The organism is Verrucosispora sp. WMMA2044, assembly GCF_027497155.1.
GTDB lineage: Bacteria > Actinomycetota > Actinomycetes > Mycobacteriales > Micromonosporaceae > Micromonospora > Micromonospora palythoicola.
Genome location: NZ_CP114913.1, coordinates 978,037 through 1,004,034, shown reverse-complemented (window position 1 = coordinate 1,004,034; position 25,998 = coordinate 978,037). Strand labels below are relative to the sequence as shown.

The following is a 25,998-nucleotide window of genomic DNA, read 5'->3' as shown; positions in this document are numbered from 1 at the left end:
CTCACCGGAGGTGGTGCTGGGGGGATGCGAGGATCGCCCGCGCGACGGCGGTGATGGCCCCGTTGAACGTCGCGTCGACCTTCGTACCGGCGGAGACCCCGGCCACGCCGAGGATCAGCGCCCGTTCCCGGTCGGTGAGCCGCTGCCGGATCAGCCGTCGGGCCAGTGCGTCGACGTACGCCCCGGCGGTGGCCGGTGGGGTGGCGACCAGCTTCTCCGCGCGGGTGAAGGTGAACACGGTGCGGTTGGCGGCGAGCAGGTCGTGGGCCTCGTTCCAGCCGTTGACCATGGTGCCGACGGAGGTCCACGCGAGGTAGACGTCCGGGTAGCCGTCGGGCGTCGGTTGACCCATCGGGTGGTGACCCAGCTCGCGCAGCTTGTCGTGGATCTGCCGCAGGCCGCGGGCGTACGCGGTCCGCTGGTTGCCGCCGTTGTCGTGGTTGGGCGCGGCCTCGGGTGACACACCGAGCGTGCGGTAGGTGGCCACCAGGTACTCCAGCGGGCGGCGCACCTTCTGGCCCACCGCGGCCCAGAACTCCGACGAGCTGAACAGCGCGAGCAGCACCGGCTTGATCCGGCCCCGGTGGGAGGTGTACGCCTTCGCCAGCCGGTCCACGAGGGACTTGGGTGGGGTGTCCGACACGAACCGGACGGCGAGGTTCTGTGCCACGTACCGGGCGGTCGAGGGATGTAGCGCGAGATACGTGAGGTAGGCGTCGATCGCCGCCTCGGCCTTCTCCGGATCGGCGGAGTTGTTGGCGTGGGTGAACCCCAGAATCTTCACCTTGCCGACGTAGTGCCGCTCCGGGCGGAACACGTAGCTGCCGTCCTTGACGCCCCGGCCGGTCTGCAACAGGGCCGCCTGGCGGACGTCGGCCTCGGTGTAGCCGCCGTCGACACCCACCGAGTACAGCTCGAGGTTCTCCCGGGCCAGGTTCTCGTTGACCGCGTCGGCACGGGAGTCGACCTGGTTGAGGTAGAGCAGCAGTGCCGGATGCCGGTTGGCGGCCAGGAACATCTCCGGATAACTGCCGAGCGCGTGCTTACGGATGACGTCCCGGTCGAACGAGTTGCGGTAGATCTCGCCGCCGTCGAAGTCGGCGGCCACGTGCAGGAAGTCGTTCCAGAAGTCGACCATCACCTCGAAGAGCTGACGGTCGGACCAGATCTGCCGGGCGATCGTGGCATCCACCATCTCCCGCTCGGGCTGGGCGCCACGTTCGTTGAGCTGGTCGCGCTGCTCGCGCAACTGCTCCGGCGACAGCTTGAGAGTGGGCAGTTCGGCGAGCTTCAACTCCGCCTTCGTCGGGGCGATCTTCTCCGGCTCTAGCTGCCAGCGCAGCCAGCCGTCGATGCCGCGCTCCTTGATCTCCGCGAGTACCGCGGCGGTGGGGCCGAAGGTCAACCGGCGGGCCAGGTGCAGCTCCGGGTCCTTGGCGAGCACCGTCTTCACGGTGACCTTGGTCGCCGCCGCCGCGGCGGCCGGACCGGAGAAGGTGCGCCCGCTCTTCGGCGCGTTCTTCTTCAGCGCCTCGCCGCCCCGGGAGCCCATGTAGCTGTCGTTCTGCTCGGTGTACGTGCGTACCGTGCTCGCCTGCTGCCCGCTCGGGCGGGTGGGGGAGCCATCCGTCGGTTTGGCGATGGTGGCGTCGCCGGCGACCGCTGCCTCGTCGCCGAAGAAGGCGCGTACCCGGGGATTCATCGCGAGCATCGCGCCACCGGCCACGACGGCGGCGCTACCGCCGAGGGTGGCCAACGCTCGGCGACGGCCGGACGCACGGCGGGGTTCGTCGTCACCGTCCAGGCCGGGCAGTTCACTGCCGGGCCGGGCCGGGTCCAGCGGCACGCCGTACCCGTCCGGGCCGATCCACTGCGGTCCAGGGTTCGGGGCCGGCCGCTGGCCCTGGTGAACGTAGGGCTCCGGTCGGTACGGATCGGTTCGATGGGTCGGATCGCCGTGCTGGGGGTGTGGTTGCGGGTACCGGCGCCCGTCCCATCCGCGATCGTCCTGCCGTCGGTGTGGTGGCACCTGATGGTCGGCCATATACCGTTCCTGTTTTCTAACGTCGACGCACGACCGTGCCTCGGCCTGAGGTGCGGCGACTAATGTCCGAGGGGGGTTGCCAGGGGAACGTAGTCACCGGCATCCGGCCTAACAAGGCAGCCGTCCACGGCGCTCCCGCGCACTTAAGACGAGTTTCAACGCGGATGCCGGACTGCCGGCTACCGGCCAGTTGGCCAGACACGCCGCGAGCAGGGGTGTTTCCTCGGCGACAGCGCCCACCAGCGCCACTGCCACGCACGCGAGCGCCACGGGTCCGGTTCGGCGGCTTAGTAAGAATTAAGGTCCCGATAAGGAGCTGTTGTGGCAGCTCGTCACGGGTGAAAGTAGCACCAGCAAGAGCGCGTGAGCCCGCTCCGCAGCGGGTATTCCGCCGCACCGTTGCTGAACGCGTGAGGGGAAGGCACATGCTCAGCAAAGAGGATCAACGCAGATTCGAACAGATCACCCGCCACCTGCGGGAGAGCGATCCGGCGTTCTTCGCCCGGCTCGACAGTCGGGCCCGGGGCCGCCACGGCCGCTGGCTGCTGTTGCTGACCGTGGTGCTCTGGGCGGCGCTGCCGGCGACCACCGTACTCGCCGGCCGGCTGGCCGGGGCGATCTTCGCGGTGGTGCTGGTGACGAACGCCGCGCTGATGTGGCGGTTCCGTCAACGTTGGCTGTGAGGGCCGGGGCCGCGTGCCGCCCAGAATCGAGTGACCGCACGGTGCGGCGGAAGCCGCTCGATCCGGGACCGAACCTGACCAGGGCGGCGCGAACCCGGCCTATTCGCCGAGCTGGCGGTAGGCGTGACGCAGGCGTTCGACGAGTCCCGGTCCACCGATGGCCGGCGCGGGCGCGCCCAGTTGTCGTAACAGCAGATCCGGCCGGGCGGTCAGGCTCGGCGGACGGTCCGGCAGTGGCACGGGCGGCAACCAGAACCGGTCCACCGCCTCGGCCAGCGGCGTGCCGGGCAGGTCGGCGAGCGCCCGGAGGGCACCGGCGGCGGGCACGTCCACCTGGTGGTGCCCGGGCCGACCGCCGTCGGCCTCCCGGCCGGTGTCGGGATGCCCGGTGTCCCGGGTGCGCGAGCGGCCACGTCGACCGGTCAGGTCCGGCGGCCCTGCCACGTCCCGCGCCGCCGCAGCGTCGACACCGGCCACCGGTGCACCGTCGCGGAGCTGCGGTGTGGTCGATGCCTGGTCCTCGACGCGCAGTCGCCGTAGCCGGGCGAGCAGGTCCGCCCGGCTGCGACCACGCCAGTGCAGCAGGGTGAACGGGTCCGCGTCGAAGGCCTCGGCGAGCAGGTAGAAGGTGGCGGCGAGGTGTTTGCAGGGCACCGCGACGTCCGGGCACGAACAGCGCTGGTCCAGTTCGCCGATCGCCGCCGGGAACAGCGGGGCCTCGGCCGCGATGAACAGTTCCTCCAGTTCGGCCGGCAGGTCGCCGGCGAGCAGCCGGGCACTGAAGAACGCCTGGGCGGCGAGTTCCTGTTCGATCCGTTCCCACAGCCGGGCCGGGAAGGGCGGCAGCGCGACGCTCACCTGGTACGGCTTGGCGCGCGAGCCCTGCACCACCGCGGTCACCACGCCCGGTGCGACGTCGAGGCGGAGCACCTGGCCGGCGCGGGCGTACGACCTGCCCCGGGTCAGCCGGGTGCCGAGCGCGAACGACTCCAGCACCTCGAGGAAGCGGCGGGACCACCAGGAGACCCCGATCGCGCCCCGGGTGCTCCGAGCCCGTAGGCCCCCGTCGACCCGGCGCGGCGGGCCGTAGTCGGCGAACCGGCCGCCGTCGTCGGCACTCACTCGGCCACCGCCCCCGCCTCCAGGGCGAACAAGTCACGAAGCTGGGCGGTGGACAGCTCGGTGACCCACTGCTCACCGGTGCCGACCACCGAGGCGGCCAGGCCACGCTTGTCGGCGATCAGCGCGGCGACCTTCTCCTCCACCGTGCCGGCGCAGACGAACTTGCGGACCTGCACCCGACGCCGCTGTCCGATCCGGAACGCCCGGTCGGTGGCCTGGTCCTCCACCGCCGGGTTCCACCACCGGTCGACGTGCACCACGTGGTTGGCGGCGGTCAGCGTCAGCCCGGTCCCGCCGGCCTTGAGCGACAGGACGAACATCGCCGGCCCACCGGCGGACTGGAAGCGGGCCACCATGGCGTCCCGGTCGGCCTTGCCGACGCCGCCGTGCAGGAACAGCACCTCCCGACCGAACCGGGCCGACAGATGCCCGCGCAGCATCCCGCCGAACTCCGCGTACTGGGTGAACAGCAGGGCCTTCTCCCCCGCCGCCAGGACCTCGTCGAGGATCTCCTCCAACCGGGCCAGCTTGCCCGACCGACCGTCGAGGGGCGAGCCGTCGCGGAGCAACTGCGCGGGATGGTTGCAGACCTGCTTGAGGCGGGTCATGGTGGCCAGCACCAGCCCACGCCGCTCGATGCCGGCGCTGGCTTCGATCCGGGCCAGCATGTCGTCGACGACCGCCCGGTACAGCGCCGCCTGCTCGGCGGTGAGGTTGCAGAAGACCTCCATCTCCAGCTTCTCCGGCAGGTCCGAGATGATCGACGAGTCGGTCTTGAGCCGACGCAGCACGAACGGGCCGGTGATCCGGCGGAGCCGTTCGGCGGTCTCGGTGTCCCCGTGCCGCTCGATCGGCTCGGCGAACCGTTTGCGGAACGTCGCCGCCGGGCCGAGCAGGCCCGGGTTGGCGAACTGCATGATGGACCACAGGTCCGCCAGCCGGTTCTCCACCGGCGTGCCGGTGACCGCGATCCGGTGCCGGGCGGGCAGTGCGCGTACCGCCTCGGCCTGCCGGGTGGCGGCGTTCTTGATGGCCTGGGCCTCGTCCACCACCACCCGGTGCCAGTCGACGCCGGCCAGCTCCGCGGCGTCCCGGGCGGCCACCGAGTACGTGGTGAGTACCAGATCCGCGGCGTGCACGGTGGCGCTGAACTCGGCACCGCGAGCCCGCTGGGCGCCGTGGTGCACGTGTACCCGCTTGTCCGGGGTGAACCGGGCCGCCTCCCGCTGCCAGTTGCCGACCAGCGACATCGGACAGATCAGCAGGGTCGGACCGGCCTGCGGCGGGTCGGCGGCCAGCAACGCCAGCAGTTGCACCGTCTTGCCCAGCCCCATGTCGTCGGCGAGCACCCCACCGAGCCCCAGCGACTGGAGGAACGCCAGCCAGGCCAACCCCCGCCGTTGGTACGGCCGCAGCGTGCCCTGGAAGGACGGCGGCTCGTCCTGCGGGGCGAGCCGGCGATCCACGGCCCCGGCGAGCAGGTCGCCGAGCGCGCCGTCGGCGCTCACCTCCAGCACCGGCAACGCGTCCGGTTGTTCGGCGTCGGACAGGCCGAGCCGCAGCAGGTCGGCCACGGTCAGCTCGCCGGTGGACCGCAGCAGGCGCAGGCCGGCGGCGAGCCGCTTCGGGTCCAGCTCGACCCAGCGCCCCCGCAGCCGTACCAGGGGGGTCTTCAGCTCCGCCAGCCGGGTCAGTTCGTCGGAGGTCAGCGGCTCGTCGCCGAGGGCCAGCTCCCACCGGTAGTCGACCAGGGCGTCAAGTCCGACCCGGTCGTCCGGGCCGGTCACCGCGCCGGGCGCGCTGCGGGAGCGGGCCCGCAGCCGGGCACCGAGCCGCGAGGCGGGGCGCCGCCACCAGGACGGCAGCAGCACCGTGAAGCCCGCGGCGTGCAGCGTCGGCGCGCCCTCGCGCAGGAACCGGTGCGCCCCCTCGGTGTCCAGCTCCAGCCCTTCCGGTCGGGCGGTGCGCAGCGCCTCGTCCAGTTCCGGCCACAGCCGGCTGGCCCGGCCGAGTTCGGCGAGCAGGATCTCCTGTGGATGGTCGCCGGCCACGGTCACGCCGCCGCCGCGCCACACCTGCCCGGCGTCGACGTGCAGCCCCGGCTCGTCGGTGGCGCGCAGTCCGAACTCGATCCGCCACGGGCCGGTGGTGGCGACGACGGCACCGGGGTCGGCCGGCACCACCGTCACCGGTTCGGTCAGCTCGTCGGCCGACGGCTCGACCAGCCGGAAGCTGGCCCGCACCGTGCCACCGGCGACGTCGCGCTGCCACTGGTCCAGCTCGCTACGGAGCGTGCGCAGCGCCGCCGCCTCAGCGGTGAACCCGCGACGTGGCCCGGTCAACGCACCCAGCCAGGCCGCCACGGCACCGTTCGGTCGCGCCCCCCGGGCCAGCGTCATCGGTGGCAGGACGGCGCGTACGGCCGCGTCGGTGAGCGCGTCGAGCGCGTCGGCGACCAGCAGCCCGGGCACCTCGACCGTCCCGTCGGACGGGCCGGCCCCCCGGGTCGCGGACAGTTCCGCCTCGACGACGGCTCGGGCGGCGGGAGGCAGGGCCAGCGCCAGTGACCGGGCCCAGGCGGCGTCCGTGCCGGTCAGCAACGGCCGCCACACCGCCCAGGCGGAGCCCTCGGCGGCCGAGGCCGGGTCGGCGAGGCTGGGCAGGACCCGGCCGCGCGTGGCCAGGTCGGTGGCGAAGTCGGCCAGCTCGGCCAGGTGGCGCAGGCTCGCCCCGGGTGCGGCGGCCAGCTTCTCGACGGTACGCAGCAACGACAGCGCGGCGTCCGGGGCGTACGCCAGCACCGGGACCCGCCACCCGGCGAGGGTGACCGGACCACGCACCGGTGCCAGCTCGGTGGTGCGGACCAGTTCCGGCGAGTCCAGCGGCGAGCCGGCGCGGGTGGGCAGGCGCAGCAGCGCCGTGCCGAGGTCGTCCGGTTCGGCGGCGTCGGCCAGCAGCGCGACGAGTGCGGCGTGCCCGGCGGCGAACGGGTGTGGGCGGGCCCGCGGTGCCCGGCCGGGGCGGCGCGGGGCCTGGGCCGGCAGGGTGCTGTCCTCGGCCCAGACCGCGAGCCCCCGACCGGGCAGCCACATCCCATGGACGACCAGCACGCACTCCCCCTCGGACCGGACGGGCCCGCGCGACGGCGGCGGCGACCCGGGGCCAGGATAGGCGGCGCCGGCCGACTAGCGTCGGCGCCATGTGCGACCTCCTGGTGATCGGCGGCCTCGGCGTCGACGTGCGGGTGCGGGTGCCCCGGCTGCCACTGCCGGTGGTCGACTCGGTCACCGTCGACCCGATCGAGCTGCGGGTCGGCAACACCGGAGCCGGGGTGGTACTCGCCGCACACGCGCTGGGGCTACGGGTAACGGTGCTCGACACGGTGGGCGCGGACCCGGCCGGTGCCGTCGTGCGGGCCGCGCTGGCCCGTACCGGCGTGCGGACGGTCCTGGCCGACGACCCGGCGGGTACCCGGCGGTCGGTGAACCTGGTCGACCCCGGCGGACGGCGGATGTCGCTGTACGACCCCCGGGACTCGGACGGTCCACCCCCGGTCGCGGCGGCCCGGGTGGCGGAGCTGGTCCAGGACGCCACCCACGTCCATCTGTCGATCATGGGATGGGTGCGAAAACTGCTGCCCGACCTCGGTGACCTGCTCAGCGAGGGGGTGGGCAGCTCGACCGACCTGCACGACTGGGACGGGCACAACCCGTACCACCGTCCCTTCGCCGACGTCGCCGAGCTGGTGCTGGTCAGCGGTGCGGCGCTCGACGACCGGGCGGCGACCGTGGCCGGCACGCTGGCGCCGCGCCCGGTGCTGGTGACCCGGGGCGCCGACGGTGCCGACCTGTACCTGGGCGGCGACGTGCGGCGGATTCCGGCGGCCGAGCCGCCCGGCCCGGTAATCGACACCAACGGCGCCGGGGACGCCTTCGCGGCGGGGATCATCACGGCCCGGTCGCGCGGCGCGACCTGGGCGGAGGCGGCCGGGTACGCGTCCCGGGTCACCGCCGCGGCCTGCACCCACGACGGCATGGAGTACCCACCGGGCCTGCTGCCCCGCGACTGACCGACGGGCGCCGGTCCGAACCGGACTGCCGGCCCGAGGAGCAGCGGGCCGAGGCGGATCATCTCGCTTCGCCCTGCGGGTCACCGACGGCCGGGGCAGGATGGGCGCATGGCATCCACGGTTGAGATCCCACTGGTGGGCGGCACGGCCGACGGCGAGCACGTCACCGTCGAACTGGACCCGAACGGCCGGCCCCCGCTGACCCACCATCACCTGGGGCCACAGGGGCTGGCGGCAGCGGAGATCTACGAGTTGGAGTCCGTCGACGCCGACCGGCAGCAGTGGCGCTACTGCTGGCGGGGGCCGGCGGTCTGACCCGACCCCCGCGCCGGTCAGGCGCCGACCTCGACCAGGGACCGGTTGCGCAGGCTCTCCAGCACCGCCCGGGTGACCTGAGAGGTGCCCCTGGCCTCGTCGCACACCCGAGCCACCCGCTGGGCGGTGACCTCGGCCCGCTGCTCACGTTCGTCCCACAACTGGTCCACCTCGGCCAGCAGCGGGCCCTCCACCTCGCGTTCCACGCCACGCAACGCCGGCACCCCGAGTCGCTGCGCGAGGTCGAAGACCTTGCCGGCGTACGGCAGCGGCAGGAACGGGGTGCCCATCATCGCCGCGAAGATCAGGAAGTGCAGGCGCATACCAACCGCGAGGTCGAAGTGCTTCATCAGCCCGAGGATCTGCTGCGGTGAGTAGGTGCCGTGCAGGATCCGCCCTCGCTCCGCGGCGATCATGTGCGACAGCACGCCGTGCGAGTGCCGGATGTCGTCGCGTTCCATCGGCACGAACAGCACGTGCGCGTCGATCCGGTGCACCAGGAAGTCACCGATCTGCGCCAGCAGCCGGTGGTATCCGTCCACGTCCAGCCGTTCCGCCGCCCGGCCCGGCTCCCGCACGCTCATCCCGACCAGCCGTTTGCCGTCCGGCACGCCCTCCTCGCGGAGGAACTGAGCGGGAAAGTCCTCCGGTTCCAGCAGGAACGCCGGATCGCCGGTGACGGTGATCGGGTTGAGCAGGCCGGCCTCCTCCAGCACCATCCGCGACTCCTGGTCGCGTACGGTCACCTGGACCGCGCCGGCCAGCGTCTCCCGGACCATGCCGGTGTCCACCATCTCGCTGAGCGGCCCGACGCCAACGGCGTACGTCAGCAGCGGCAGACCCCGCTCCTGCGCCACCCGGACCACCCGCAGGTAGCGGCGTGCCTCCTTGTCGTAGAGGATGCCGCCGCCGCCCAGGATCAGCAGGTCGAGCTGGGACAGCACGAGGGCCGAGTCGGTCCGGCTGACCCCCTCCCACGGCACCGCCTCCACGTCTGGGTGGGCGACGGCGGTGTGCGCGGGATTCCGTGAGAACACGATGATCCGCGCGTGCGGCTCCTGCTGACGCAGATCGGTCAGCAGACCGGTGAGGATCGCCTCGTCGCCCAGGTTGCGCCCACCGTACGAGCCGAGCACGCCGATGGTCAGTCCGGCACGCGTCATCCGTCGCTCCTCCCCAGGTGCGTCCGCTCGAGGTTTCCCCGCTGCGCTGGTGAACAGTCCTCGCGGTCTGCTCGGCCACCGGATCAGACGGTGCGGCTGGCGGATGGGTGCGGCCGGGCACTCGGGGCCGACCGGACAGACTGCGGCATTCCACGCGGGGCCGCTGTCGACAAGCCGACTACCCGGGCAACGACCGGCTGCGGCGCGCGTCAGGCGGTCACACATTAGCTCGATGGGGTGACAGAGCGTGGTTGACCCTGGTTGACGGCTTTGCGAGGGTGTCGACCGGATCCCGCACCCCGAGCGGCTGATCCAGCGGCGGCCGGGGCACGACTGGGGCTGCACCCTGCCCGCCGCCACAGCCCCCGCAGCCCCGAGCGGAGAACTCGATGTCGTCAGGTAGCACCCTGCCCCGCACCGGATTCGACGTGGTCACCATCGGCGGTACCGCTGGTGTCGGCGTCGTGCAACTGTCGTTGCCGCTCGTCATCGCCGCTGTCGGTGTGCTGATGGTGGTCGCCGGTGCCTGCATGATCCGGATGACGTTCCGACGCGGACGGCCGATCGACGGATGAGCGCGCGCATCGGACCCCGACGGGTGCTGCTCGCGGCGGCGGTCGTGCTGGCCGCCGCGGCGGTGTGGGCGATACACCATGTGTTCGCGGTCTCGGGCGCTCTCGACGGCGCCGGGCACCGCTTCACCTACGTGTACGCGGGCATGTTCCTGTTGCTGTTGTGGCAGATCGGCGGTGCCTATCTGGAGCGGCCGGCGACGGCGACCGGCCAGGCTCGCGAGTATCTGGACGGGTTGCGGGTGGTGGCGATCGTCCCCGTCTACAACGAGGACCCGGCGGCGCTGCGTGCCTGCCTCGAATCCATGGTCAGCCAGACACGTGCCCCTGACGTCATCTACGTCGTGGACGACGGTTCGACCGACACCGGCGGGTACGAGACCGTGAAGCGGTGGTTTCTCGCCACCGCCCCCAGGCACGGCATCGCGGTGTCGTGGCATGTCCAGGCCAACGCCGGCAAGCGGCACGCGCAGGCCGTGGCCGTACGCGCCACCGGCGACGCGGACATCTACTGGACGGTCGACTCGGACACCGTTTCCGATCCGCGGGCGCTCGACGAGCTGCTGCTGCCGTTCGCTGATCCTCGTGTGCAGTCGGTGGCCGGCGTGGTGATGGCCGCGAACGTGGGGTCGTCGTTTCTCGCGCGGATCACCGACCTGTGGTTCGTCACGGGTCAGCTCACCGACCGGTCGTCGCTGTCGGTGTTCGGAGCGGTGTGGGTCAACTCCGGGCCGATCGCCGCCTATCGGGCTGAAGTCGTCCGGGACAACCTCGACGGCTACCTGACGGAGCGGTTCTTCGGCCGGCACGTGGCCTTCTCGGATGATTCCCTGTTGACGTTGTACGCGATGGTCAAGGGGCGCACCGTGCAGCAGCCGACCGCGTTCGCGTTCGCGTTGATGCCGGACCGGTTCGGCCACCTGTGCCGCATGTACCTGCGGTGGATGCGGGGCAGTTTCATCCGCTCCTGGTGGCGGGTGCGGTACCTGCCGCTGCGGTCGTACGCCTGGTGGGCACATCTGCTGCGCTGGGCGTCGATGGTGGTCGCCACGGTGGTGTTCGTGACCGTCGTGTTCGTGTCCCCGATGGTCGAACCGACGCTCACGGCACTGCCGTGGCTGTTGTCGGTGACCTTCATCGTGGGGTGGGCACAGACGCTGCGCTATCTGACGGTCCGCCGGTCCGACGAGTCGACCGGCCGCCGGGTGTGGACGTGGCTGTTGGCGCCGGTGGCGGTGGTGTTCGCGGCGGTGGTGTTGCGAGTGATCCGCTGGTACGGGGCGGCGACGTGCTGGCGGACCGGTTGGGGCACCCGGCAGCAGGTGGAGGTACTGCTGGCGCGCTGACCGCGTACGCGGGCCGGCGGTTGGCAACCTCACCCTGCCGACCGCCGGCCCGGACGGACGTCTCGCACCTCGACACTGGCCCCGCGTCGCTGACCGGCGACACCCTGTGCCACGTGGATCTCCGCGCGGACAACCTGCTCGTCGACCGGACCGGCCGCGTCACAGTGGTCGACTGGCCCTCGGCGGCTCGCGGCCCGGCCTGCTGGACACCGCGCCCGATCGTCGAGGCAGCAGTATCCCCGATACTGCTGCCTCCGACCCGACGGCGAGCCAGCAACATCCCCGAAACTGCTGCCTCCGACCGACGACGACTCCGCAACATCCCCGATGTTGCTGCCTCCCGCCCCCGGCGGCCCAGCAACAGCCACAGTTTGGGGACGGTGGGGTGGGGGGTGTCAGGTGGGCGGGGTGGAGACGTGGGTGAGGAAGGGGAGGACCGCCGTGGGCAGGGCGGGTGAGTCGACGACGTCGTAGTGGGTGAGTCCAGGCAGGACGGCCAGCCGGGCGGCCGGTCGGTCGGTGCCGTCCCACCCGGCGTCCCGATGCCCGCCGCCGAGCAGGCCGAAGAACTCCACCATGTGTGCCGGGCGGACCGAGTCGGCGTCGGCGAAGACAAGCATCGTCGGGGTGGTGATCGAGGCGACCTCCGAGGACCAGTCGTAGTCACGGCGCAGCAGCTCACCGGTCCTGGTCCAGAGCAGTGGCCAGTCCTGGGGCCGGGGCGCCACGCGACGGTAGAGCTGCTCGGGCGGGGTGCCACGCATCCGCTCGGCGGCCGCCTCGTCGGGCTCGGGCATGCCGGCGAGCACCTCGGGAAACCAGCCCTGCCGCCGACACGGCGCGGAGACCACCACCAGACGACGGAGCAACTGCCGGTGCTGCACCGCCATCCGCAGCGCGACCCCACCGCCGAGGGAGAAGCCGAGCACCTCGGCCTCGGCCAGGCCGAGGTGCACGATCAGCGCCGCCACGTCGTCGGCCATCGACTCGTACCGCAGGGGGCGTCCGGTGTCCGGGGTGCGGCCGTGACCGGGCAGATCGACGCTGACCACCAGGCGACGTCGCGCCAGCGCCGGCCGGATCGCGGCGAAGGTCTCCACCGCGCCGAACCCGCCGTGCAGCAGCACCAGCGGTCGACCGGTGCCGTACGTCTCGTACCAGAATCGGACGCCGTCGAGCCGCGCGTAGCCCATCTGCCTCCTTCCACGTCCGGGTCGGGACCGACCACGCCGCACCGAATCCCGTCCGAGCGGACCAGTGCCGAGTGGGTCGACGCCGATACGATCGGTGGGTCTCGATACTCTCGGTAGGTGCCCACCCGGACGAGGTGAGCTGCGGTGGCCGTCGTCGTCGACCTGCTCAACGTCACGATCATCCTGCACGGGCTGCTGAAGGTGACCGCGATCACGAACGCGATCCGCTGGATCAGCGAACGAGGCCGGGACTACCGGCTCGCGTACGACCGGATGCCGCCCGCCGACGACGCGGCCAAGCTTCGCCTGCTGGACGAGTGCGGCGGCACGTTCTTCCCGTTCGGCGCCAAAGATCACCGGATCCGGCGACGGTACCTGCGGTGGCAGCGACGATCCCGGCGGTGGCGGGCGGCGGCCGTCGCGCTGCGGCTCTGGGCCACGGTCTGCTTCACCGCGCCCGGGCTGGTCGCGTTGACCGTCCTCAGCACGGCCGGGCCCGCCTTCTTCCTCCCCCGGCCGCCGGGCGCCCGCTGGCTCACTCTCGGCGCCGCACTCGTCGCCGCCGCCATCGTCATCGCGATGTTCTTCGAGGCGCTGACCTGGTATCTGACCGTACGCGGCTACGCCCGCCGGTTCCTCACCACAGGTTTCCACCGGACCCGGGTCGACTCGACCGGGGAGAACCTCGCGGAGTTGCGGATCTACATCTACCTCGCCGCGTCGATGGTGCTGGCCAACTCCATGCCCTGCCTGACGGCAGCGGTCTCCTTCGGCTCCTACCGGTACCTCGACGGCAGCGCGGTCGGCTACGGTCCCAGCGCCGTCGCCGCGGCCTGCCTGCACACCGCGTCGAGCATGTCCTTCCTGGGCGAGTCACCCTTCACCACGCACAATTCGGTGGGCAGCCTGATCGGCGTGCTCGACCTCGGGTCGGGCGTGATGCTGATCCTGTTCGGGCTGACGCTGCTGCCCGCCATCCTCAACCTGAGCGGACGAACCGAGTAGAGGGTGTGGTGGGCGCGGCAGGTTTCGAACCTGCGACCCCTCGCTTGTAAGGCGAGTGCTCTCCCACTGAGCTACGCGCCCGGGACGCCGTACGGCGGGCCGGCGGTTGGCAAGCTTACCCTGCCACCCGCCGGCCCGGACGGATGCCTCGCACCCCGACGCGTCGGGTCAGGCCACGGCCTCCGCCAGGGCCTTGCGCCAGCTCTGCTGATCGCGGGATTCCCCAGGCGGGTTCATCTCGGCGAAGCGGACCACGCCGGCCCGGTCGATGACGAAGGTGCCGCGGTTGGCGATGCCGGCGACGTCGTTGAAGACGCCGTACGCCTGGGCGACCGCGCCGTGTGGCCAGAAGTCCGACAGCAGCGGGAATTCGTAGCCCTCCCGCTCCGCCCAGATCTTGTGGGCGTACACCGAGTCGACGCTGACGGTCAGCACCTGGACCTCGTCGTTGACGTACTCGTCGAGGTTGTCCCGCACCTCGGTCAGCTCACCCTGGCACACGCCGGTGAACGCCAGCGGGTAGAAGACCAGCAGGACGGTGCGTCGGCCGCGGAAGTCGGAGAGCCGGACCTGCTGGTTGTTCTGGTCCTTCAACACGAAGTCGGGCGCCTCGACGCCAACCTCGATGGGCATGCGAACTCCTCGGGTGGGTTCGGGACGGCCTCGGTCGCTCGCCGCGGGTCGGGTTACTTCTTGCCCTTGGCGCCGCGACGCAGCACGAGTCGGGCACCGCTCCAGTCCTTGCCGGCGTTGACCGTGGAGGTCTGCTGGAGGCCGGCGGTGGGTGCGGACTCGGCGATCTCGCTCGGCTCGACGTGGCCCTCGCGGCCGGCCTTGGGCGTCAGCAGCCACACGACCCCGTTGTCGGCCAGCGGGCCGAGGGCGTCGACGAGCAACTCGAAGAGATCACCGTCGCCGTCCCGGTACCAGACCAGCACCGCGTCGACGACCTCGTCGGTGTCCTCGTCGACCAGATCTCCACAACGGTCGGTCAGGGCGTCCCGGAGATCGGAGTCGACGTCGTCGTCGTAGCCCATCTCCATGACGACCATCCCCGGCTCGATGCCGAACCGGTCCGCCAGGCTGCGTACCCCGTCAGCAGCCTGACCAGCGGTCGCGCTCACTGTCGCGTGCCTCCTCATCTCGTCCGAGCCGGCGTCTGCTCGACGCCGTCAGGCAAAGTCCACACAGTTGTGCCCTCCTGCGCAAGTGGCGCACCGGGTGGAACGAAATTTACCGTGCCAGCAGCGTACGGGCACCCTGGGTGATGGCCTCCTCGGACACCAGGACCTGTCGGGCGGCCGGACCCAGGGGCACAAAAGAGTCAACCGCCGCCACCCGGCGTGCCGCACCGACATATCCGGCATCCACCAACGCGGCGATCACTCCCTCGCCCACCCCACCGGACCGGCGGGTCTCGTCCACCACCAGCACCCGACCGGTCGCGGTGGCCTCCCGGATGAGGTCGGCCACCGGCAGCGGCGCGAGCCAGCGCAGATCCACGACCCGGGTGCCGATGCCCTCGTCGGCCAGCACCGAGGCGGCCCGCAGCGCCATCCGTACGCCGTTGCCGAAGGTGACGATGGTGACGTCCTCGGCCGAACCGACGCCGTACACCCGGGCCCGCCCCACCGGGACGTGGCCGCCGGCCCAGGCGCCCGGCTCGGCGTAGGGGGCGAGCCACTCGCCGTCACCGTCCGTGTAGAGATCGCGGGTGTGGTAGAGCGCGATCGGCTCCACGAACACGCAGACGCTGCCGTCCACCGCCGCGCTGGCCAGGCAGGTTCGCAGCATCGCCGCCGCGTCGTCCGGCCGGGCCGGCACGGCGATCACCAGGCCCGGCACGTCCCGCAGTACGGCCACCGAGTTGTCGTTGTGGAAGTGCCCGCCGAAGCCCTCCTGGTACGCCAGCCCGGCCACCCGCACCACCATCGGGTTGCGCCACGCCCCCTGCGAGAAGAACCGCATGGTCGCCGCCTCGCCCCGCAGCTGGTCCTCGGCGCTGTGCAGATACGCCAGGTACTGGATCTCGGGCACCGGCAGCATCCCGGCCAGGCCCGCGCCGAGGCCGAGGCCGAGGATGGAGGTCTCGTCGAGCAGCGTGTCGAACACCCGGGCGGCGCCGAACCGGTCACGCAACCCCTTCGTCACCCCGTAGACCCCGCCCTTGGCGGCGACGTCCTCGCCGAAGACCGCCATCTGCGGATGACTGAGCAGCCCGTCGGTGAGCGCCGCGTTGATGCTCTGCGCGAGGGTGAGCGGCCCGGCAAGTTCCGGCGGCTTGCCGCCGAACGCCTCGACCCGGGCCCCGGCGTCCGGGCCGGCGGCGCGGGCACCCGCGTCCTTGACCGCCAGGGCGACCCGGACCGGGCGGCGCGGTGCCAGTGGGGCGATCACCTCCGCGGCGTCGGCCAGCTTCGGTTCGTCGAGCACCTCCTCGGCGATCCGGCGGACCTGCCAACCGATCTCGTCGTAGCGGTCCAGCAGTTCCGGCCCGCTGGCCAGCCCGGCGTCGACCAGCCGCCGCGCGGTGGCGACCACCGGGTCCCGGGCCACGTCGGCGACGATCTCCGCGGCGGGGCGGTACGCGCTCTCGGCGTCCGCGCCGGCGTGGCCCATCAGCCGGACCGTGGTCAGGTGCAGCACGGCCGGGCGTCGGTGCCGGCGCACCCAGGCCGCCGCCTCGACCGCCGCCTCGTAGGTGCCGACCAGGTCGGCACCGTCGGCGGCGAAGTATCGGATGCCGGGTTTGGACCGCAGGGCCGTCGCCACCCATCCCTGCGGCGACCGGACGCTGATGCCCAGCCCGTTGTCCTCGCAGACGAAGAGCACCGGGATGCGCAGGCCGGTGTGGTCGTACCAGCCGGCGGTGTTGAACGCGGCCGTGGCGCTGGCGTGGTTGATCGAGGCGTCCCCGAACGAACAGACCACGATGGCGTCGGCCGCCCAGGGCGTCGGTCCGGGCTCCGCGCCGGTTCGGTTCGCTTCCCCTCGGGCGTCGAGCCGGCGCAGTCGCTCGACAGCGAGACCCATCCCGACCGCACGGGGCAGGTGCGAGGCAATGGTGGAGGTCGTCGGGACCACCGCGAGGTCGGCCCGGCCGAACACCTTGTGCCGGCCTCCGGCGATCGGTTCCCGGCTGGAGGCCACCATGCCGCGCAGCACGTCCCGGGCCGCCTCGGCGTACGCCGGGCGCACCGGCCGCTTGACCACCGCCATCCGGACGCCGCCGGGTCCGACGCCGTCGCCCGGCCCGGAGACCGGCACGGTCAGGGTGGCCGACCTGGAGTCGGTCAGTGGCACGGCTGCCGGCCGGTCTCCGGCCGCGGCTGCCTTGCCCGGGTCACCGGCGGGGGCGTCGGCGGCGTCCGTCCGGTCGATCGCCGCCGCGTCGGGCTCACCGTCGGGCGCGCCCGCACCGCCCGGCGACTCGGCACCCGCGGCGCCGGTCCCGTCACCGGGCGCGCTCGCACCGCTCGGCGAGTCGGTTTCCGCCGGGACCGGACCGCTCGCCGACTCGTCCGGCGCGCCGCCGACCTGTCGTTCGCCGGTCTCCGCCAGGTCCGGCGCGGCGGGCTGCCGGCCGGAGGAGTCGACCTCGACGGGCTGTCCGCTCTCCGCCACCTCCGTGGTCGGACCGTCCCCGGCGATCTCCACGGTCTCGGCCGGCGGCCGGGCGGGCGGCACGAGCGGTGGGGCGGGCACGACCGGCGCGGGAGACACAGCCGGTGTGGGCGGCGCGGACGGGTCGGCCTGGGCGGCACGGACGCAGTAGAAGGCACCGGAGCGGTAGTGCAGCAGCGCCGGATCCGTGGGCCGCAGGGCCGCCGCCACCGCGGCGTTGCCCTCGTGACCGGCGGAACCGATGGTGTAGTAGCCCTCGCCGAAGCTGCGCAGCCAACGGGCGGCCAGGTCGAGTTGCCGGCTGGTGACCTGGGCGTCGAAGAGGTCCAGCAGTTGGGTACCGGTCAGCGCGCTGCCCTCGGCCACCGGACGCGCCGGGTCGCCACGGTGTGGCGGTGCGGCGAGGGCGGCCAGGCTCTCCCGGAACCGGTCGTCGAGATCCTGCGGGGTGGTCACGTCCGACAGCATTACCGACGGGGGCACGCATCGCACAGTCGAGTGCGTTTCACGCCCGCCCGGTCGGGCCGCAGTCCTCGGGGCAGCCGCCGTCGGAGACCTTCCACACCAGCTCACGCAGCGCGGCGAGTTCCTCGTTGTCGAGCGGGGTCAGCAGCCGGGAGTCGGAGAGCACGAGATGGACCCGCTCGCGCATCCGCCGGCCGGCGTCGGTCACCACGAGCGTCTTCTGCCGCCGGTCGGTCGGGTCGGCCCGGCGCTCGACCAGCCCGGCCTGCTCCAGCTTGTCGACCAGGGCGGTGACGTTGGACCGGTCGCAGCGCAGCTGCTCGGCCAGGTCGCGGGCGGGCAGTGGACGGTCCGGGTCGAGTTGGTACAGGGCGCGGGCCACGGCCGGGGTCAGACCCAGCGCGGCGATGTCGAGATCCTGGTGGTGCCGCAGGGCGGCGGCGACGTGCATGATCCGGCGTACCGCGTCACCGGCCAGCCCGGCCCGGTCGACCGGTTCCCGGCCGACCGGGGCGATGATCGGCCGTGACATGGTCACATCCTAGGTCGGCGTACCCCCGCCGACCTCGTCCGATCGGTGTCGGGCGCCGAGAGCTCCGTCGGATCTGCCGCGCTCGGCCCTTGTTCGGGCAATAGCGGCGGGAAAGGGCTCTTCCTTTCACCCCCGATTCATCGACGGCAGCAAGTCTCCCCGTGGACCACGTACCGACCTGGGGAGGCAATCGTGTCGTTGTCCCGACGTACCATCCTGCTCTCCGGCCTGGCGGCGAGTGCCGCCGGAGTCGCCGGTGGCGCGCTGCCCGCGGGCGCGGCGCCCGTTCCGTCCCGACCGGCCGGGCAAGCCCTGGCCTACCCGTTCACGCTCGGTGTCGCCTCCGGCGACCCGGACCACGAGGGCTTCGTGCTCTGGACCCGGCTGGCGCCGCAGCCGCTGGCCGAGGACGGTCTCGGCGGCATGCCCGACCGCATGGTGCCGGTCTTCTGGGAACTCGCCGCCGACGAGCGGTTCCGGCATGTCGTGCGGCGGGGAGTCGTCGACGCGCACGCGGCGAGCGCGCACAGCGTGCACGTCGAACTCACCGGTCTGCTCCCCGGCCGGGAGTACTTCTACCGGTTCCGGGTGCAGCGGCACCTGTCGCCGGTCGGGCGGACCCGCACCGCACCCGCACCGTGGAGCCTGCCCGCGACGCTCGCCATGGCCTTCGCCTCCTGTTCGCAGTACGAGCACGGGTACTTCACCGCGTACCGGCGGCTGGCCGAGACCGAACCGGAGCTCGTCCTGCACCTGGGCGACTACCAGTACGAGTACGCCCGGGACACCTACAACGCACCCGGTGGGAATCCGCGCGACCACGAGGGTCCGGAGACCCGCACGCTCGCCAACTACCGGCAGCGGCACGCCCAGTACAAGACCGACCCGGATCTTCAGGCGGCGCACGCCGTCGCGCCGTGGGCGGTGGTCTTCGACGACCACGAGGTGGAGAACAACTGGGCCGACGACGTGCCGGAGGCACCCGACCCGGAATTTCCGGCCCGGCGGGCGGCCGCCTTCCGCGCGTACTACGAGAACATGCCGCTGCGCCGCACCTCGCTACCGCGCGGTGTCGACATGCAGCTCTACCGGCGGCTGCGCTGGGGCCGGCTGGCCACCTTCCACCTGCTCGACACCCGGCAGTACCGCGACGACCAGGCCTGCGGTGACGGTTACCAGTCGTGCCCGGAGGCGGCCGAGCCGAGCCGTTCCATCCTCGGCGGGCGGCAGGAGGCGTGGCTGCTGGACGGGTTCCGCCGCTCCTCGGCCCGCTGGGACCTCCTCGCCCAGCAGGTCTTCTTCGCCCAACGGGACCGCGACTCCGGACCACTCACGGTGACCAGCATGGACGCCTGGGACGGTTACCTCGCCTCGCGGGACCGGATCACGCGGGGCTGGCTGGCGGCCGGGGTACGCAACCCGGTCGTGCTCACCGGCGACGTGCACGCGCACTGGGCCAGCGACCTGAAGCTCGACTACGCCGATCCGACCTCACGCACCGTCGGCAGCGAGTTGGTGTGCTCCTCGATCACCTCGGGTGGCGACGGGGCGGACTCGGCGACCGGCACGCACCCGTGGCTGGCCTGGAATCCGCACCTGCGCTTCCACAACAACCTGCGGGGTTACGTCCGGACCACGCTCACCAGGGAACAGCTCACCGCCGACTTCGACGTGCTGCCGTTCGTGAGCAGCCCGGGTGCCCCGGCCCGTACCCGCGCCCGGTTCGTCATCGAGGACCGGGTCCCGGGGCTGCACCTGACCCGGGACGACCCGCCGGCCGCCGCGCGGGCCGCCGGTGCGGACGTCGACGCCGGGCAACGCACCGTGGAGAGCGAGACCCGTCGGCCCTGACCGGTGCGCCCGGCAGGGTTCGCGGGGCCGCCCGTGACCGCGCCGTCTCCATCGGGGCGACGCGGTCACGGGCGGCGGCGGGACGGGGGCGGGCGAGCCGGCTGGGTGACGGGTGGGCCGGAGGGCGGACGGGGGTCAGCCGGACAGGAAGGAGAAGCGGACCTGCCGGGTGGGGTTGTCACCGTTGGTGTCGACCAGGCAGATCGACTGCCAGGTGCCGAGGGCCAGCCGCCCACCGAGCACGGGCAGCGTCACGTACGGGGCGACGAAGGCGGGCAGCACGTGATCACGACCGTGTCCCGGTGAGCCGTGCCGGTGCCGCCACCGCTCGTCGGTCGGCAGCACGGCGTCCAGCGCGGTGAGCAGGTCGTCGTCCGAGCCTGCCCCGGTCTCGATGATGGCCACGCCGGCGGTGGCGTGCGGCACGAAGACGTGCAGCAGCCCGTCGCCGCAGCCGGCGAGGAACTGCTCGGCCTCGGCGGTGATGTCCCGGACGGTCGGCCGGGAACCGGTCCGGACGGTGATCAGCTCGCTGCGCACACCCGCATTCTTCCGCACCGGGCAGCGGCCCGCCGCACCGCCGTGGAACGGCAAAGTTACTGATTGGTACCTGTGTCGAGCGTCGCCCTTAAGCCGGGTGGACGTGACGGCGAGTGCCACGACGGGGCAGGATGGCGCTAGAGACCTATCCCACACACAACCGAGGGAACGCCTGTGGCTACGGAACGCAAGCGCCCGGTGATCACGGCCGGCCTGCCGAGCCAGCTTCCGGACATCGACCCCGAAGAAACCAGCGAGTGGGTCGAGTCGCTCGACGGTGTCATTGGCGACCGTGGCACCAAGCGAGCCCGCTACGTCATGCTGCGGCTGCTCGAGCGCGCCCGGGAACGTCAGGTCGGCGTGCCGTCGCTGACCACCACCGACTACATCAACACCATTCCGCCGGAGCGTGAACCGTGGTTCCCCGGCGACGAGCACGTCGAGCGCCGGATCCGGGCGTACGTGCGGTGGAACGCCGCGATGCTGGTGCACCGCGCGCAGCGGCCGGAGATCGGCGTCGGTGGTCACATCTCGACCTACGCCAGTTCGGCCTCGCTCTACGAGGTCGGCTTCAACCACTTCTTCCGGGGCAAGGACCACCCGGGTGGCGGCGACCACCTCTTCTACCAGGGGCACGCCTCCCCCGGCATGTACGCGCGCGCGTACCTGGAGGGCCGGCTCAGCGAGAACCAGCTCGACGGCTTCCGGCAGGAGCTGTCCCACCCCGGCGGCGGCCTGCCCTCGTACCCGCACCCCCGGCTGATGCCGGACTTCTGGGAGTTCCCCACGGTCTCCATGGGTCTGGGCGGTCTGAACGCCATCTACCAGGCCCGGTTCAACCGGTACCTGCACCACCGGGGCATCAAGGACACCTCCGACCAGCACGTCTGGGCCTTCCTCGGCGACGGCGAGATGGACGAGCCGGAGACCCTGGGCGCGATCGGCGTGGCCGCCCGCGAGGAGCTGGACAACCTCACTTTCGTCATCAACTGCAACCTGCAGCGGCTGGACGGGCCGGTACGCGGCAACGGCAAGGTCATGCAGGAGCTGGAGGCGTTCTTCCGGGGCGCCGGCTGGAACGTCATCAAGGTGGTCTGGGGGCGGGAGTGGGATCCGCTGCTCGCCGCCGACACCGACGGCGCGCTGGTCAACCTGATGAACACCACGCCCGACGGTGACTACCAGACCTACAAGGCGGAGTCCGGCGCGTACGTGCGGGAGCACTTCTTCGGCCGTGACCCGCGTACCCGCAAGATGGTCGAGGGGCTGACCGACGACGAGATCTGGAATCTCAAGCGGGGCGGGCACGACTACCGCAAGCTGTACGCGGCCTACAAGGCGGCCACCGAGCACACCGGCCAGCCGACCGTGATCCTGGCCAAGACGATCAAGGGCTGGACGCTCGGCTCGCACTTCGAGGGCCGCAACGCCACGCACCAGATGAAGAAGCTGACGCTGGAGGACCTGAAGACCTTCCGCGACCGGCTCTACCTCGACATCCCGGACTCGGCGCTGGAGGAGAACCCCTACCTGCCGCCGTACCTGCGGCCGGACGAGAAGTCCGACGAGATGCAGTACCTGCACGAGCGGCGCAAGCAGCTCGGCGGTTACCTGCCGACCCGGCGGACCAGCGCCAAGACGCTCGCCATCCCCGGCGCGGAGCGCTTCGCCGACGTCAAGCGCGGTTCGGGCAAGCAGAAGGTGGCCACCACGATGGCCTTCGTCCGGCTGCTCAAGGACCTGATGAAGGACAAGGAGTTCGGCCGGCGCTGGGTGCCGATCATCCCTGACGAGGCGCGCACCTTCGGCCTGGACTCCATCTTCCCGACCGCCAAGATCTACTCGCCGCACGGCCAGCGGTACACCTCGGTGGACCGGGAGCTGTTCCTGTCGTACAAGGAGTCGACCGCCGGGCAGATCCTGCACGAGGGGATCAACGAGGCGGGTTCGGTCGCCTCGTTCACCGCGGCCGGCACGTCGTACGCCACCCACGACGAGCCGATGATCCCGATGTACATCTTCTACTCGATGTTCGGGTTCCAGCGCACCGGCGACGGCTTCTGGGCTGCCGCGGACCAGATGACCCGGGGCTTCGTGCTCGGCGCCACCGCCGGACGCACCACGCTCAACGGTGAGGGCCTCCAGCACGAGGACGGGCACTCCCTGCTGCTGGCCGCCACCAACCCGGCGGTGGTCGCGTACGATCCGGCGTTCGCGTTCGAGATCGCGCACATCATGGAGAGCGGCCTGCACCGGATGTACGGCGAGGAGCAGGAGAACGTCTTCTACTACCTCACCGTCTACAACGAGCCGATCCACCAGCCGGCGGAACCCGACGGTGTGGACGTCGAGGGCATCGTCAAGGGCATCCACCGCTACTCCCCCGCCCCGTCGCTGGACGGAGACGCCCCCCGGGCGAACCTGCTGGCCTCCGGCACCGGCATGCAGTGGGCGCTCAAGGCGCAGCAGTTGCTGGCGCAGGACTGGGGGGTGGCCGCCGACGTCTGGTCGGTGACGTCCTGGACGGAGCTGCGCCGGGACGCGGTGGAGTGCGAGGAGTACAACCTCCTGCACCCGGGCGCCGAGCAGCGGGTGCCGTACATCCAGCGCAAGTTGGCCGACGCCGACGGGCCGAAGGTCGCGGTCAGCGACTGGATGCGCGCGGTACCGGACCTGATCTCCCGGTGGGTGCCGGGTGACTGGACCTCGCTGGGTACCGACGGTTTCGGGTTGTCCGACACCCGACACGCGCTGCGGCGGCACTTCCACGTCGACGCCGAGTCGGTCGCGGTCGCGACGCTGCGGCAGCTCGCGCTGCGCGGGGCGGTGCCGGCCCACGTGCCTGCCGAGGCGGCCAAGAAGTACGCCATCGACGACGTCACCGCCGCCCCGGTCGGCGAGACCGGCGGCGACAGCTGAACCAGGGGAAAGGTCTTCCTGGAGGGCCCGGCGCGGTGTCACACCGCGCCGGGCCCTTCCGCGTGTGACGGCGGAGCACGGCGCGGTGGGCCCGGCGCCGCGATCGCCGCGGCGGTCCGCAGATATGACCCATCCGGTATCGATGGACATCTGTTTCATGTAACACAGCGCATCCACAATTGCCGATAGGTGTTTCAGTGGTACCCGGGGACACCAGGCCGGCCGGTGGAGCCACCCCCGTCGCGCCCGTCCACCGCCGGCCGGGACGTCACCGCCGCCTCGGCGCGCGACGGGAGGGAGCGTTCATGCGAATCGTCCGGATCGGTCTCGCCCTGGCCGTCGGCGCCCTGGTGGTGTCGATGCTCCCGGCGAGCTCGCCGTCGGTGGCACACGACCCGGCCACTCCGGCCGGACGCGCGTCGGCCCAGGAGTTCATGGCCCAGCGCGAACCGACTCAGCAACTCGTCGCGGCCGCCGCCGCGACCTGCACCAACGGCCAGGCGTCGGGCTACCCCTGCCGCAACGTGGACCTGCTGTCGTTCATGCCGCTGTCCAGCATCGGCGGCAGCCAGGCCAACGACATCTGGGGCTGGACGGACCCGCAGACCGGCAAGGAGTACGCGCTCGTCGGCCGGCGCAACGGCACCTCGTTCGTGGACGTGTCCAACCCGACCGCTCCGGTCTACCTGGGCAACCTGCCCGCGTACCAGAACCGCACCGCGATCTGGCGGGACATCAAGGTCTACCGGGACCACGCGTACGTGGTGGCGGACGTCTCCGGGCACGGCATGCAGGTGTTCGACCTGACCCGGCTCCGCGGCGTCACCGCGCCGCAGACCTGGACGGCCAACGTGCACTACAGCCGGTTCGGCAACTCGCACAACATCGCCATCAACGAGCAGACCGGGTACGCCTACGCGGTCGGCACCAACACGTGCAGCGGCGGCCTGCACATGATCGACATCCGCACCCCGAAGTCGCCGGTGTACGCCGGCTGTGTCAGCAACGACGGCTACACCCACGACACCCAGTGCGTGGTCTACCGGGGTCCGGACACCACCTACACCGGGCGGGAGATCTGCGTCAGCTCGAACGAGGACACGGTGACCGTGGTCGACGTGACCACCAAGTCGGCTCCCCGGCAGCTGTCCCGCATCGGCTACAGCGGGCGGGCGTACACCCACCAGGGCTGGTTCACCGACAACCAGCGGTACTTCCTGCTGGACGACGAGTTGGACGAGACCCGGCGCGGGGTGCGGACGCAGACCTACATCTGGGATCTGGCCGACCTCGACGCGCCTCGGCACATCGGCACCTACAGCGCCCCGTCCGGGGTGCAGGCCACCGACCACAACCAGTACGTCAAGGGCAGCTACAGCTACCAGGCCAACTACCGGGCCGGGTTGCGCATCCTGGACCTGCGCAACGTGGCCAGCGGTCAGGCCACCGAGGCCGGGTACTTCGACATCTACCCGTCGAGCAACAGCGCCTCGATGAACGGGGCGTGGAGCACCTATCCGTACTACCCGAGCGGCATCGTGGTGGTCAGCGGCATCGAGCAGGGGCTGTTCGTCCTCCAGCCCCGCTTGTCATGACCACCACCGACCATCGGCCGGCAACGGCCGCCGGCCAGGTCGAGGGGGCGTCCCACCCGGGGCGCCCCCGCCCCGACCTGTCGCCGGCGGGCGGCCCGGTGTGGCGGTACGTCGCCGCCGCGCTGGTGCTCAGCCTGACCCTGGCCGTCGGGTTCTTCGCCGGTCGCGCCGGTGCGCCGGCCTCCGGCCCGGTGCCGCAGGCGGCGTCCACCGCGCACCTCGGCCACGGCCCGGGCGGGCTGGAGGTGTCCCGCGACGGCTGGACGCTGGCCCTGGACACGCCGAGCCTGGCCGTCGGCCGGCCGGGCGAACTGGCCTTCCGGATCACCGACGCGTCCGGCGCGGCGCTCACCACGTTCCAGGAGAACCACGAGCGCCGGATGCACCTGATCCTGGTCGGTCGGGACCTCTCCGGCTACCAGCACGTGCATCCGGAGATGTCGGCCGACGGCACCTGGCGGGTCACGGTCACGCCGGCCAGGCCCGGCCCGCTCCGGGCCATCGCGGACTTCTGGCCGCAGGGTGCGCCCGCGGGCGTCACGCTCGGCGTCGACGTGCCGGTCCCCGGGCGGTACGCCGCCGGCCCGCTGGCACCACCGGAGGAGACGATCCTGGTGGACGGCTACACGGTCACCCTCGACGGTGGGTTGCGGGCGGGCGAGTCCAACCAGGTGCTCGTCTGGCTCGGCCACGGCGGGCGGCCGGTCGACGACCTGCAACGCCACCTGGGCGCGTACGGGCACCTGGTGGCGCTGCGCCAGGGCGACCTGGCGTACCTGCACGTGCACCCGGCAGCGGCCAGCCAGCCCAGTTCGGTGGTGGCGTTCGGTGTCACCGTGCCGTCGGCCGGCACCTACCGGCTGTTCTTCGAGTTCCGGCACCTCGACGAGGTCCGCGTCGCCGCGTTCACCGTGATCGTGTGAGGTGACAGGGCTGCGACGAGCGGTGGCGGCCCGGGTG

General features: G+C 72.0%; 20 protein-coding genes and 1 tRNA gene. 10 read left to right on the top strand and 11 right to left on the bottom strand.

What is annotated here, in order from left to right; genetic code table 11:
- Position 1 precedes the first annotated feature (1 nt).
- The gene (locus tag O3597_RS04620; protein ID WP_281603329.1) at positions 2–1,846 is read right to left on the bottom strand and encodes a DUF1800 domain-containing protein; all 1,845 of its coding nucleotides are present in this window, start codon (positions 1,844–1,846) and stop codon (positions 2–4) included.
- 623 nt (positions 1,847–2,469) lie between these two features.
- Here O3597_RS04620 and O3597_RS04615 point away from each other — a divergent pair.
- Positions 2,470–2,727 carry a DUF3040 domain-containing protein gene (locus O3597_RS04615; RefSeq protein WP_164449311.1) on the top strand — a complete coding sequence of 86 codons (258 nt, stop codon included), beginning with the start codon at positions 2,470–2,472 and terminating at the stop codon, positions 2,725–2,727.
- 99 nt (positions 2,728–2,826) lie between these two features.
- Here the strand turns inward: O3597_RS04615 and O3597_RS04610 are convergent, their stop codons facing one another.
- Positions 2,827–3,849, bottom strand: coding sequence for an SWIM zinc finger family protein (locus O3597_RS04610; RefSeq protein WP_281603328.1), 1,023 nt, complete (start codon positions 3,847–3,849; stop codon positions 2,827–2,829).
- Positions 3,846–6,959: a DEAD/DEAH box helicase gene (locus O3597_RS04605; RefSeq protein WP_281603327.1), complete on the bottom strand. Its 3,114-nt coding sequence runs from the start codon at positions 6,957–6,959 to the stop codon at positions 3,846–3,848. Before O3597_RS04605 ends, O3597_RS04610 begins: the two co-directional genes overlap by 4 nt.
- A gap of 89 nt (positions 6,960–7,048) precedes the next feature.
- On the opposite strand from O3597_RS04605, the gene O3597_RS04600 reads away from it, so the two are divergent.
- Both O3597_RS04600 and O3597_RS04595 read left to right on the top strand, forming a co-directional pair.
- On the top strand, positions 7,049–7,918 hold the full coding sequence (locus O3597_RS04600; protein WP_281603326.1) for a PfkB family carbohydrate kinase: 870 nt from the start codon (positions 7,049–7,051) through the stop codon (positions 7,916–7,918).
- Positions 7,919–8,026: 108 nt separating this feature from the next.
- Positions 8,027–8,233, top strand: coding sequence for a hypothetical protein (locus O3597_RS04595; RefSeq protein WP_164449314.1), 207 nt, complete (start codon positions 8,027–8,029; stop codon positions 8,231–8,233).
- A 17-nt stretch (positions 8,234–8,250) separates the two neighbouring features.
- On the opposite strand, the gene O3597_RS04590 is transcribed toward O3597_RS04595, so the two are convergent.
- Positions 8,251–9,396 carry a polysaccharide pyruvyl transferase family protein gene (locus O3597_RS04590; RefSeq protein ID WP_164449315.1) on the bottom strand — a complete coding sequence of 382 codons (1,146 nt, stop codon included), beginning with the start codon at positions 9,394–9,396 and terminating at the stop codon, positions 8,251–8,253.
- A 389-nt stretch (positions 9,397–9,785) separates the two neighbouring features.
- Here O3597_RS04590 and O3597_RS04585 point away from each other — a divergent pair, with 389 nt between their 5' ends.
- Positions 9,786–9,971, top strand: a complete 186-nt coding sequence (locus tag O3597_RS04585) for a hypothetical protein (protein WP_164449316.1) — start codon at positions 9,786–9,788, stop codon at positions 9,969–9,971.
- The gene (locus O3597_RS04580; RefSeq protein WP_281603325.1) at positions 9,968–11,314 is read left to right on the top strand and encodes a glycosyltransferase; all 1,347 of its coding nucleotides are present in this window, start codon (positions 9,968–9,970) and stop codon (positions 11,312–11,314) included. The genes O3597_RS04585 and O3597_RS04580 overlap by 4 nt, the downstream gene beginning before the upstream one ends.
- Positions 11,315–11,709: 395 nt before the next feature.
- Here the strand turns inward: O3597_RS04580 and O3597_RS04570 are convergent, their stop codons facing one another.
- The gene (locus O3597_RS04570; RefSeq protein WP_281603323.1) at positions 11,710–12,507 is read right to left on the bottom strand and encodes an alpha/beta hydrolase; all 798 of its coding nucleotides are present in this window, start codon (positions 12,505–12,507) and stop codon (positions 11,710–11,712) included.
- Between the two features lie 144 nt (positions 12,508–12,651).
- On the opposite strand from O3597_RS04570, the gene O3597_RS04565 reads away from it, so the two are divergent.
- Positions 12,652–13,512, top strand: a complete 861-nt coding sequence (locus O3597_RS04565; protein ID WP_281603322.1) for a hypothetical protein — start codon at positions 12,652–12,654, stop codon at positions 13,510–13,512.
- A gap of 6 nt (positions 13,513–13,518) precedes the next feature.
- Here O3597_RS04565 and O3597_RS04560 read toward each other — a convergent pair.
- From O3597_RS04560 to O3597_RS04540, 5 genes are all read right to left on the bottom strand, one after another.
- Positions 13,519–13,593: transfer RNA gene (locus O3597_RS04560), tRNA-Val, on the bottom strand.
- 87 nt (positions 13,594–13,680) lie between these two features.
- Entirely contained in the window at positions 13,681–14,145 is a 465-nt protein-coding gene (locus O3597_RS04555; protein WP_164449320.1) for a peroxiredoxin, read from the bottom strand.
- Between the two features lie 53 nt (positions 14,146–14,198).
- The gene (locus O3597_RS04550) at positions 14,199–14,636 is read right to left on the bottom strand and encodes a DUF3052 domain-containing protein (protein ID WP_164449321.1); all 438 of its coding nucleotides are present in this window, start codon (positions 14,634–14,636) and stop codon (positions 14,199–14,201) included.
- A 109-nt stretch (positions 14,637–14,745) separates the two neighbouring features.
- The gene (locus O3597_RS04545; RefSeq protein ID WP_281604474.1) at positions 14,746–17,604 is read right to left on the bottom strand and encodes a thiamine pyrophosphate-dependent enzyme; all 2,859 of its coding nucleotides are present in this window, start codon (positions 17,602–17,604) and stop codon (positions 14,746–14,748) included.
- Between the two features lie 37 nt (positions 17,605–17,641).
- The gene (locus tag O3597_RS04540; RefSeq protein ID WP_164449322.1) at positions 17,642–18,133 is read right to left on the bottom strand and encodes a MarR family winged helix-turn-helix transcriptional regulator; all 492 of its coding nucleotides are present in this window, start codon (positions 18,131–18,133) and stop codon (positions 17,642–17,644) included.
- A gap of 192 nt (positions 18,134–18,325) precedes the next feature.
- Between O3597_RS04540 and O3597_RS04535 the strand changes: the two genes are divergently transcribed.
- Entirely contained in the window at positions 18,326–19,984 is a 1,659-nt protein-coding gene (locus O3597_RS04535) for an alkaline phosphatase D family protein (protein ID WP_164449323.1), read from the top strand.
- 135 nt (positions 19,985–20,119) lie between these two features.
- Here the strand turns inward: O3597_RS04535 and O3597_RS04530 are convergent, their stop codons facing one another.
- Positions 20,120–20,524 (bottom strand): YjbQ family protein, encoded by a 405-nt coding sequence (locus tag O3597_RS04530; protein ID WP_281603321.1) that lies wholly within the window; start codon positions 20,522–20,524, stop codon positions 20,120–20,122.
- Positions 20,525–20,698: 174 nt separating this feature from the next.
- Here O3597_RS04530 and aceE point away from each other — a divergent pair, with 174 nt between their 5' ends.
- The 3 genes from aceE to O3597_RS04515 all read left to right on the top strand — a co-directional run bounded on the left by aceE (position 20,699) and on the right by O3597_RS04515 (position 25,961).
- A complete protein-coding gene (aceE, locus tag O3597_RS04525; RefSeq protein ID WP_164449325.1) occupies positions 20,699–23,443 on the top strand; it encodes a pyruvate dehydrogenase (acetyl-transferring), homodimeric type in 2,745 nt (914 codons plus the stop codon).
- A 305-nt stretch (positions 23,444–23,748) separates the two neighbouring features.
- Positions 23,749–25,038 carry a choice-of-anchor B family protein gene (locus O3597_RS04520; protein WP_164449326.1) on the top strand — a complete coding sequence of 430 codons (1,290 nt, stop codon included), beginning with the start codon at positions 23,749–23,751 and terminating at the stop codon, positions 25,036–25,038.
- Positions 25,035–25,961 (top strand): hypothetical protein, encoded by a 927-nt coding sequence (locus tag O3597_RS04515; RefSeq protein WP_164449327.1) that lies wholly within the window; start codon positions 25,035–25,037, stop codon positions 25,959–25,961. The genes O3597_RS04520 and O3597_RS04515 overlap by 4 nt, the downstream gene beginning before the upstream one ends.
- Positions 25,962–25,998 lie beyond the last annotated feature (37 nt).

What these genes read in the sequence shown, in the direction of transcription:
- O3597_RS04540 (WP_164449322.1), bottom strand. Translation starts at nt 18,133, where the DNA reads ATGTCACGGCCGATCATCGCCCCGGTCGGCCGGGAACCGGTCGACCGG.
- O3597_RS04595 (WP_164449314.1), top strand. Translation starts at nt 8,027, where the DNA reads ATGGCATCCACGGTTGAGATCCCACTGGTGGGCGGCACGGCCGACGGC.
- O3597_RS04555 (WP_164449320.1), bottom strand. Translation starts at nt 14,145, where the DNA reads ATGCCCATCGAGGTTGGCGTCGAGGCGCCCGACTTCGTGTTGAAGGAC.
- O3597_RS04520 (WP_164449326.1), top strand. Translation starts at nt 23,749, where the DNA reads ATGCGAATCGTCCGGATCGGTCTCGCCCTGGCCGTCGGCGCCCTGGTG.
- O3597_RS04590 (WP_164449315.1), bottom strand. Translation starts at nt 9,396, where the DNA reads ATGACGCGTGCCGGACTGACCATCGGCGTGCTCGGCTCGTACGGTGGG.
- O3597_RS04615 (WP_164449311.1), top strand. Translation starts at nt 2,470, where the DNA reads ATGCTCAGCAAAGAGGATCAACGCAGATTCGAACAGATCACCCGCCAC.
- O3597_RS04570 (WP_281603323.1), bottom strand. Translation starts at nt 12,507, where the DNA reads ATGGGCTACGCGCGGCTCGACGGCGTCCGATTCTGGTACGAGACGTAC.
- O3597_RS04600 (WP_281603326.1), top strand. Translation starts at nt 7,049, where the DNA reads ATGTGCGACCTCCTGGTGATCGGCGGCCTCGGCGTCGACGTGCGGGTG.
- O3597_RS04515 (WP_164449327.1), top strand. Translation starts at nt 25,035, where the DNA reads ATGACCACCACCGACCATCGGCCGGCAACGGCCGCCGGCCAGGTCGAG.
- O3597_RS04545 (WP_281604474.1), bottom strand. Translation starts at nt 17,604, where the DNA reads ATGCTGTCGGACGTGACCACCCCGCAGGATCTCGACGACCGGTTCCGG.
- O3597_RS04580 (WP_281603325.1), top strand. Translation starts at nt 9,968, where the DNA reads ATGAGCGCGCGCATCGGACCCCGACGGGTGCTGCTCGCGGCGGCGGTC.
- O3597_RS04585 (WP_164449316.1), top strand. Translation starts at nt 9,786, where the DNA reads ATGTCGTCAGGTAGCACCCTGCCCCGCACCGGATTCGACGTGGTCACC.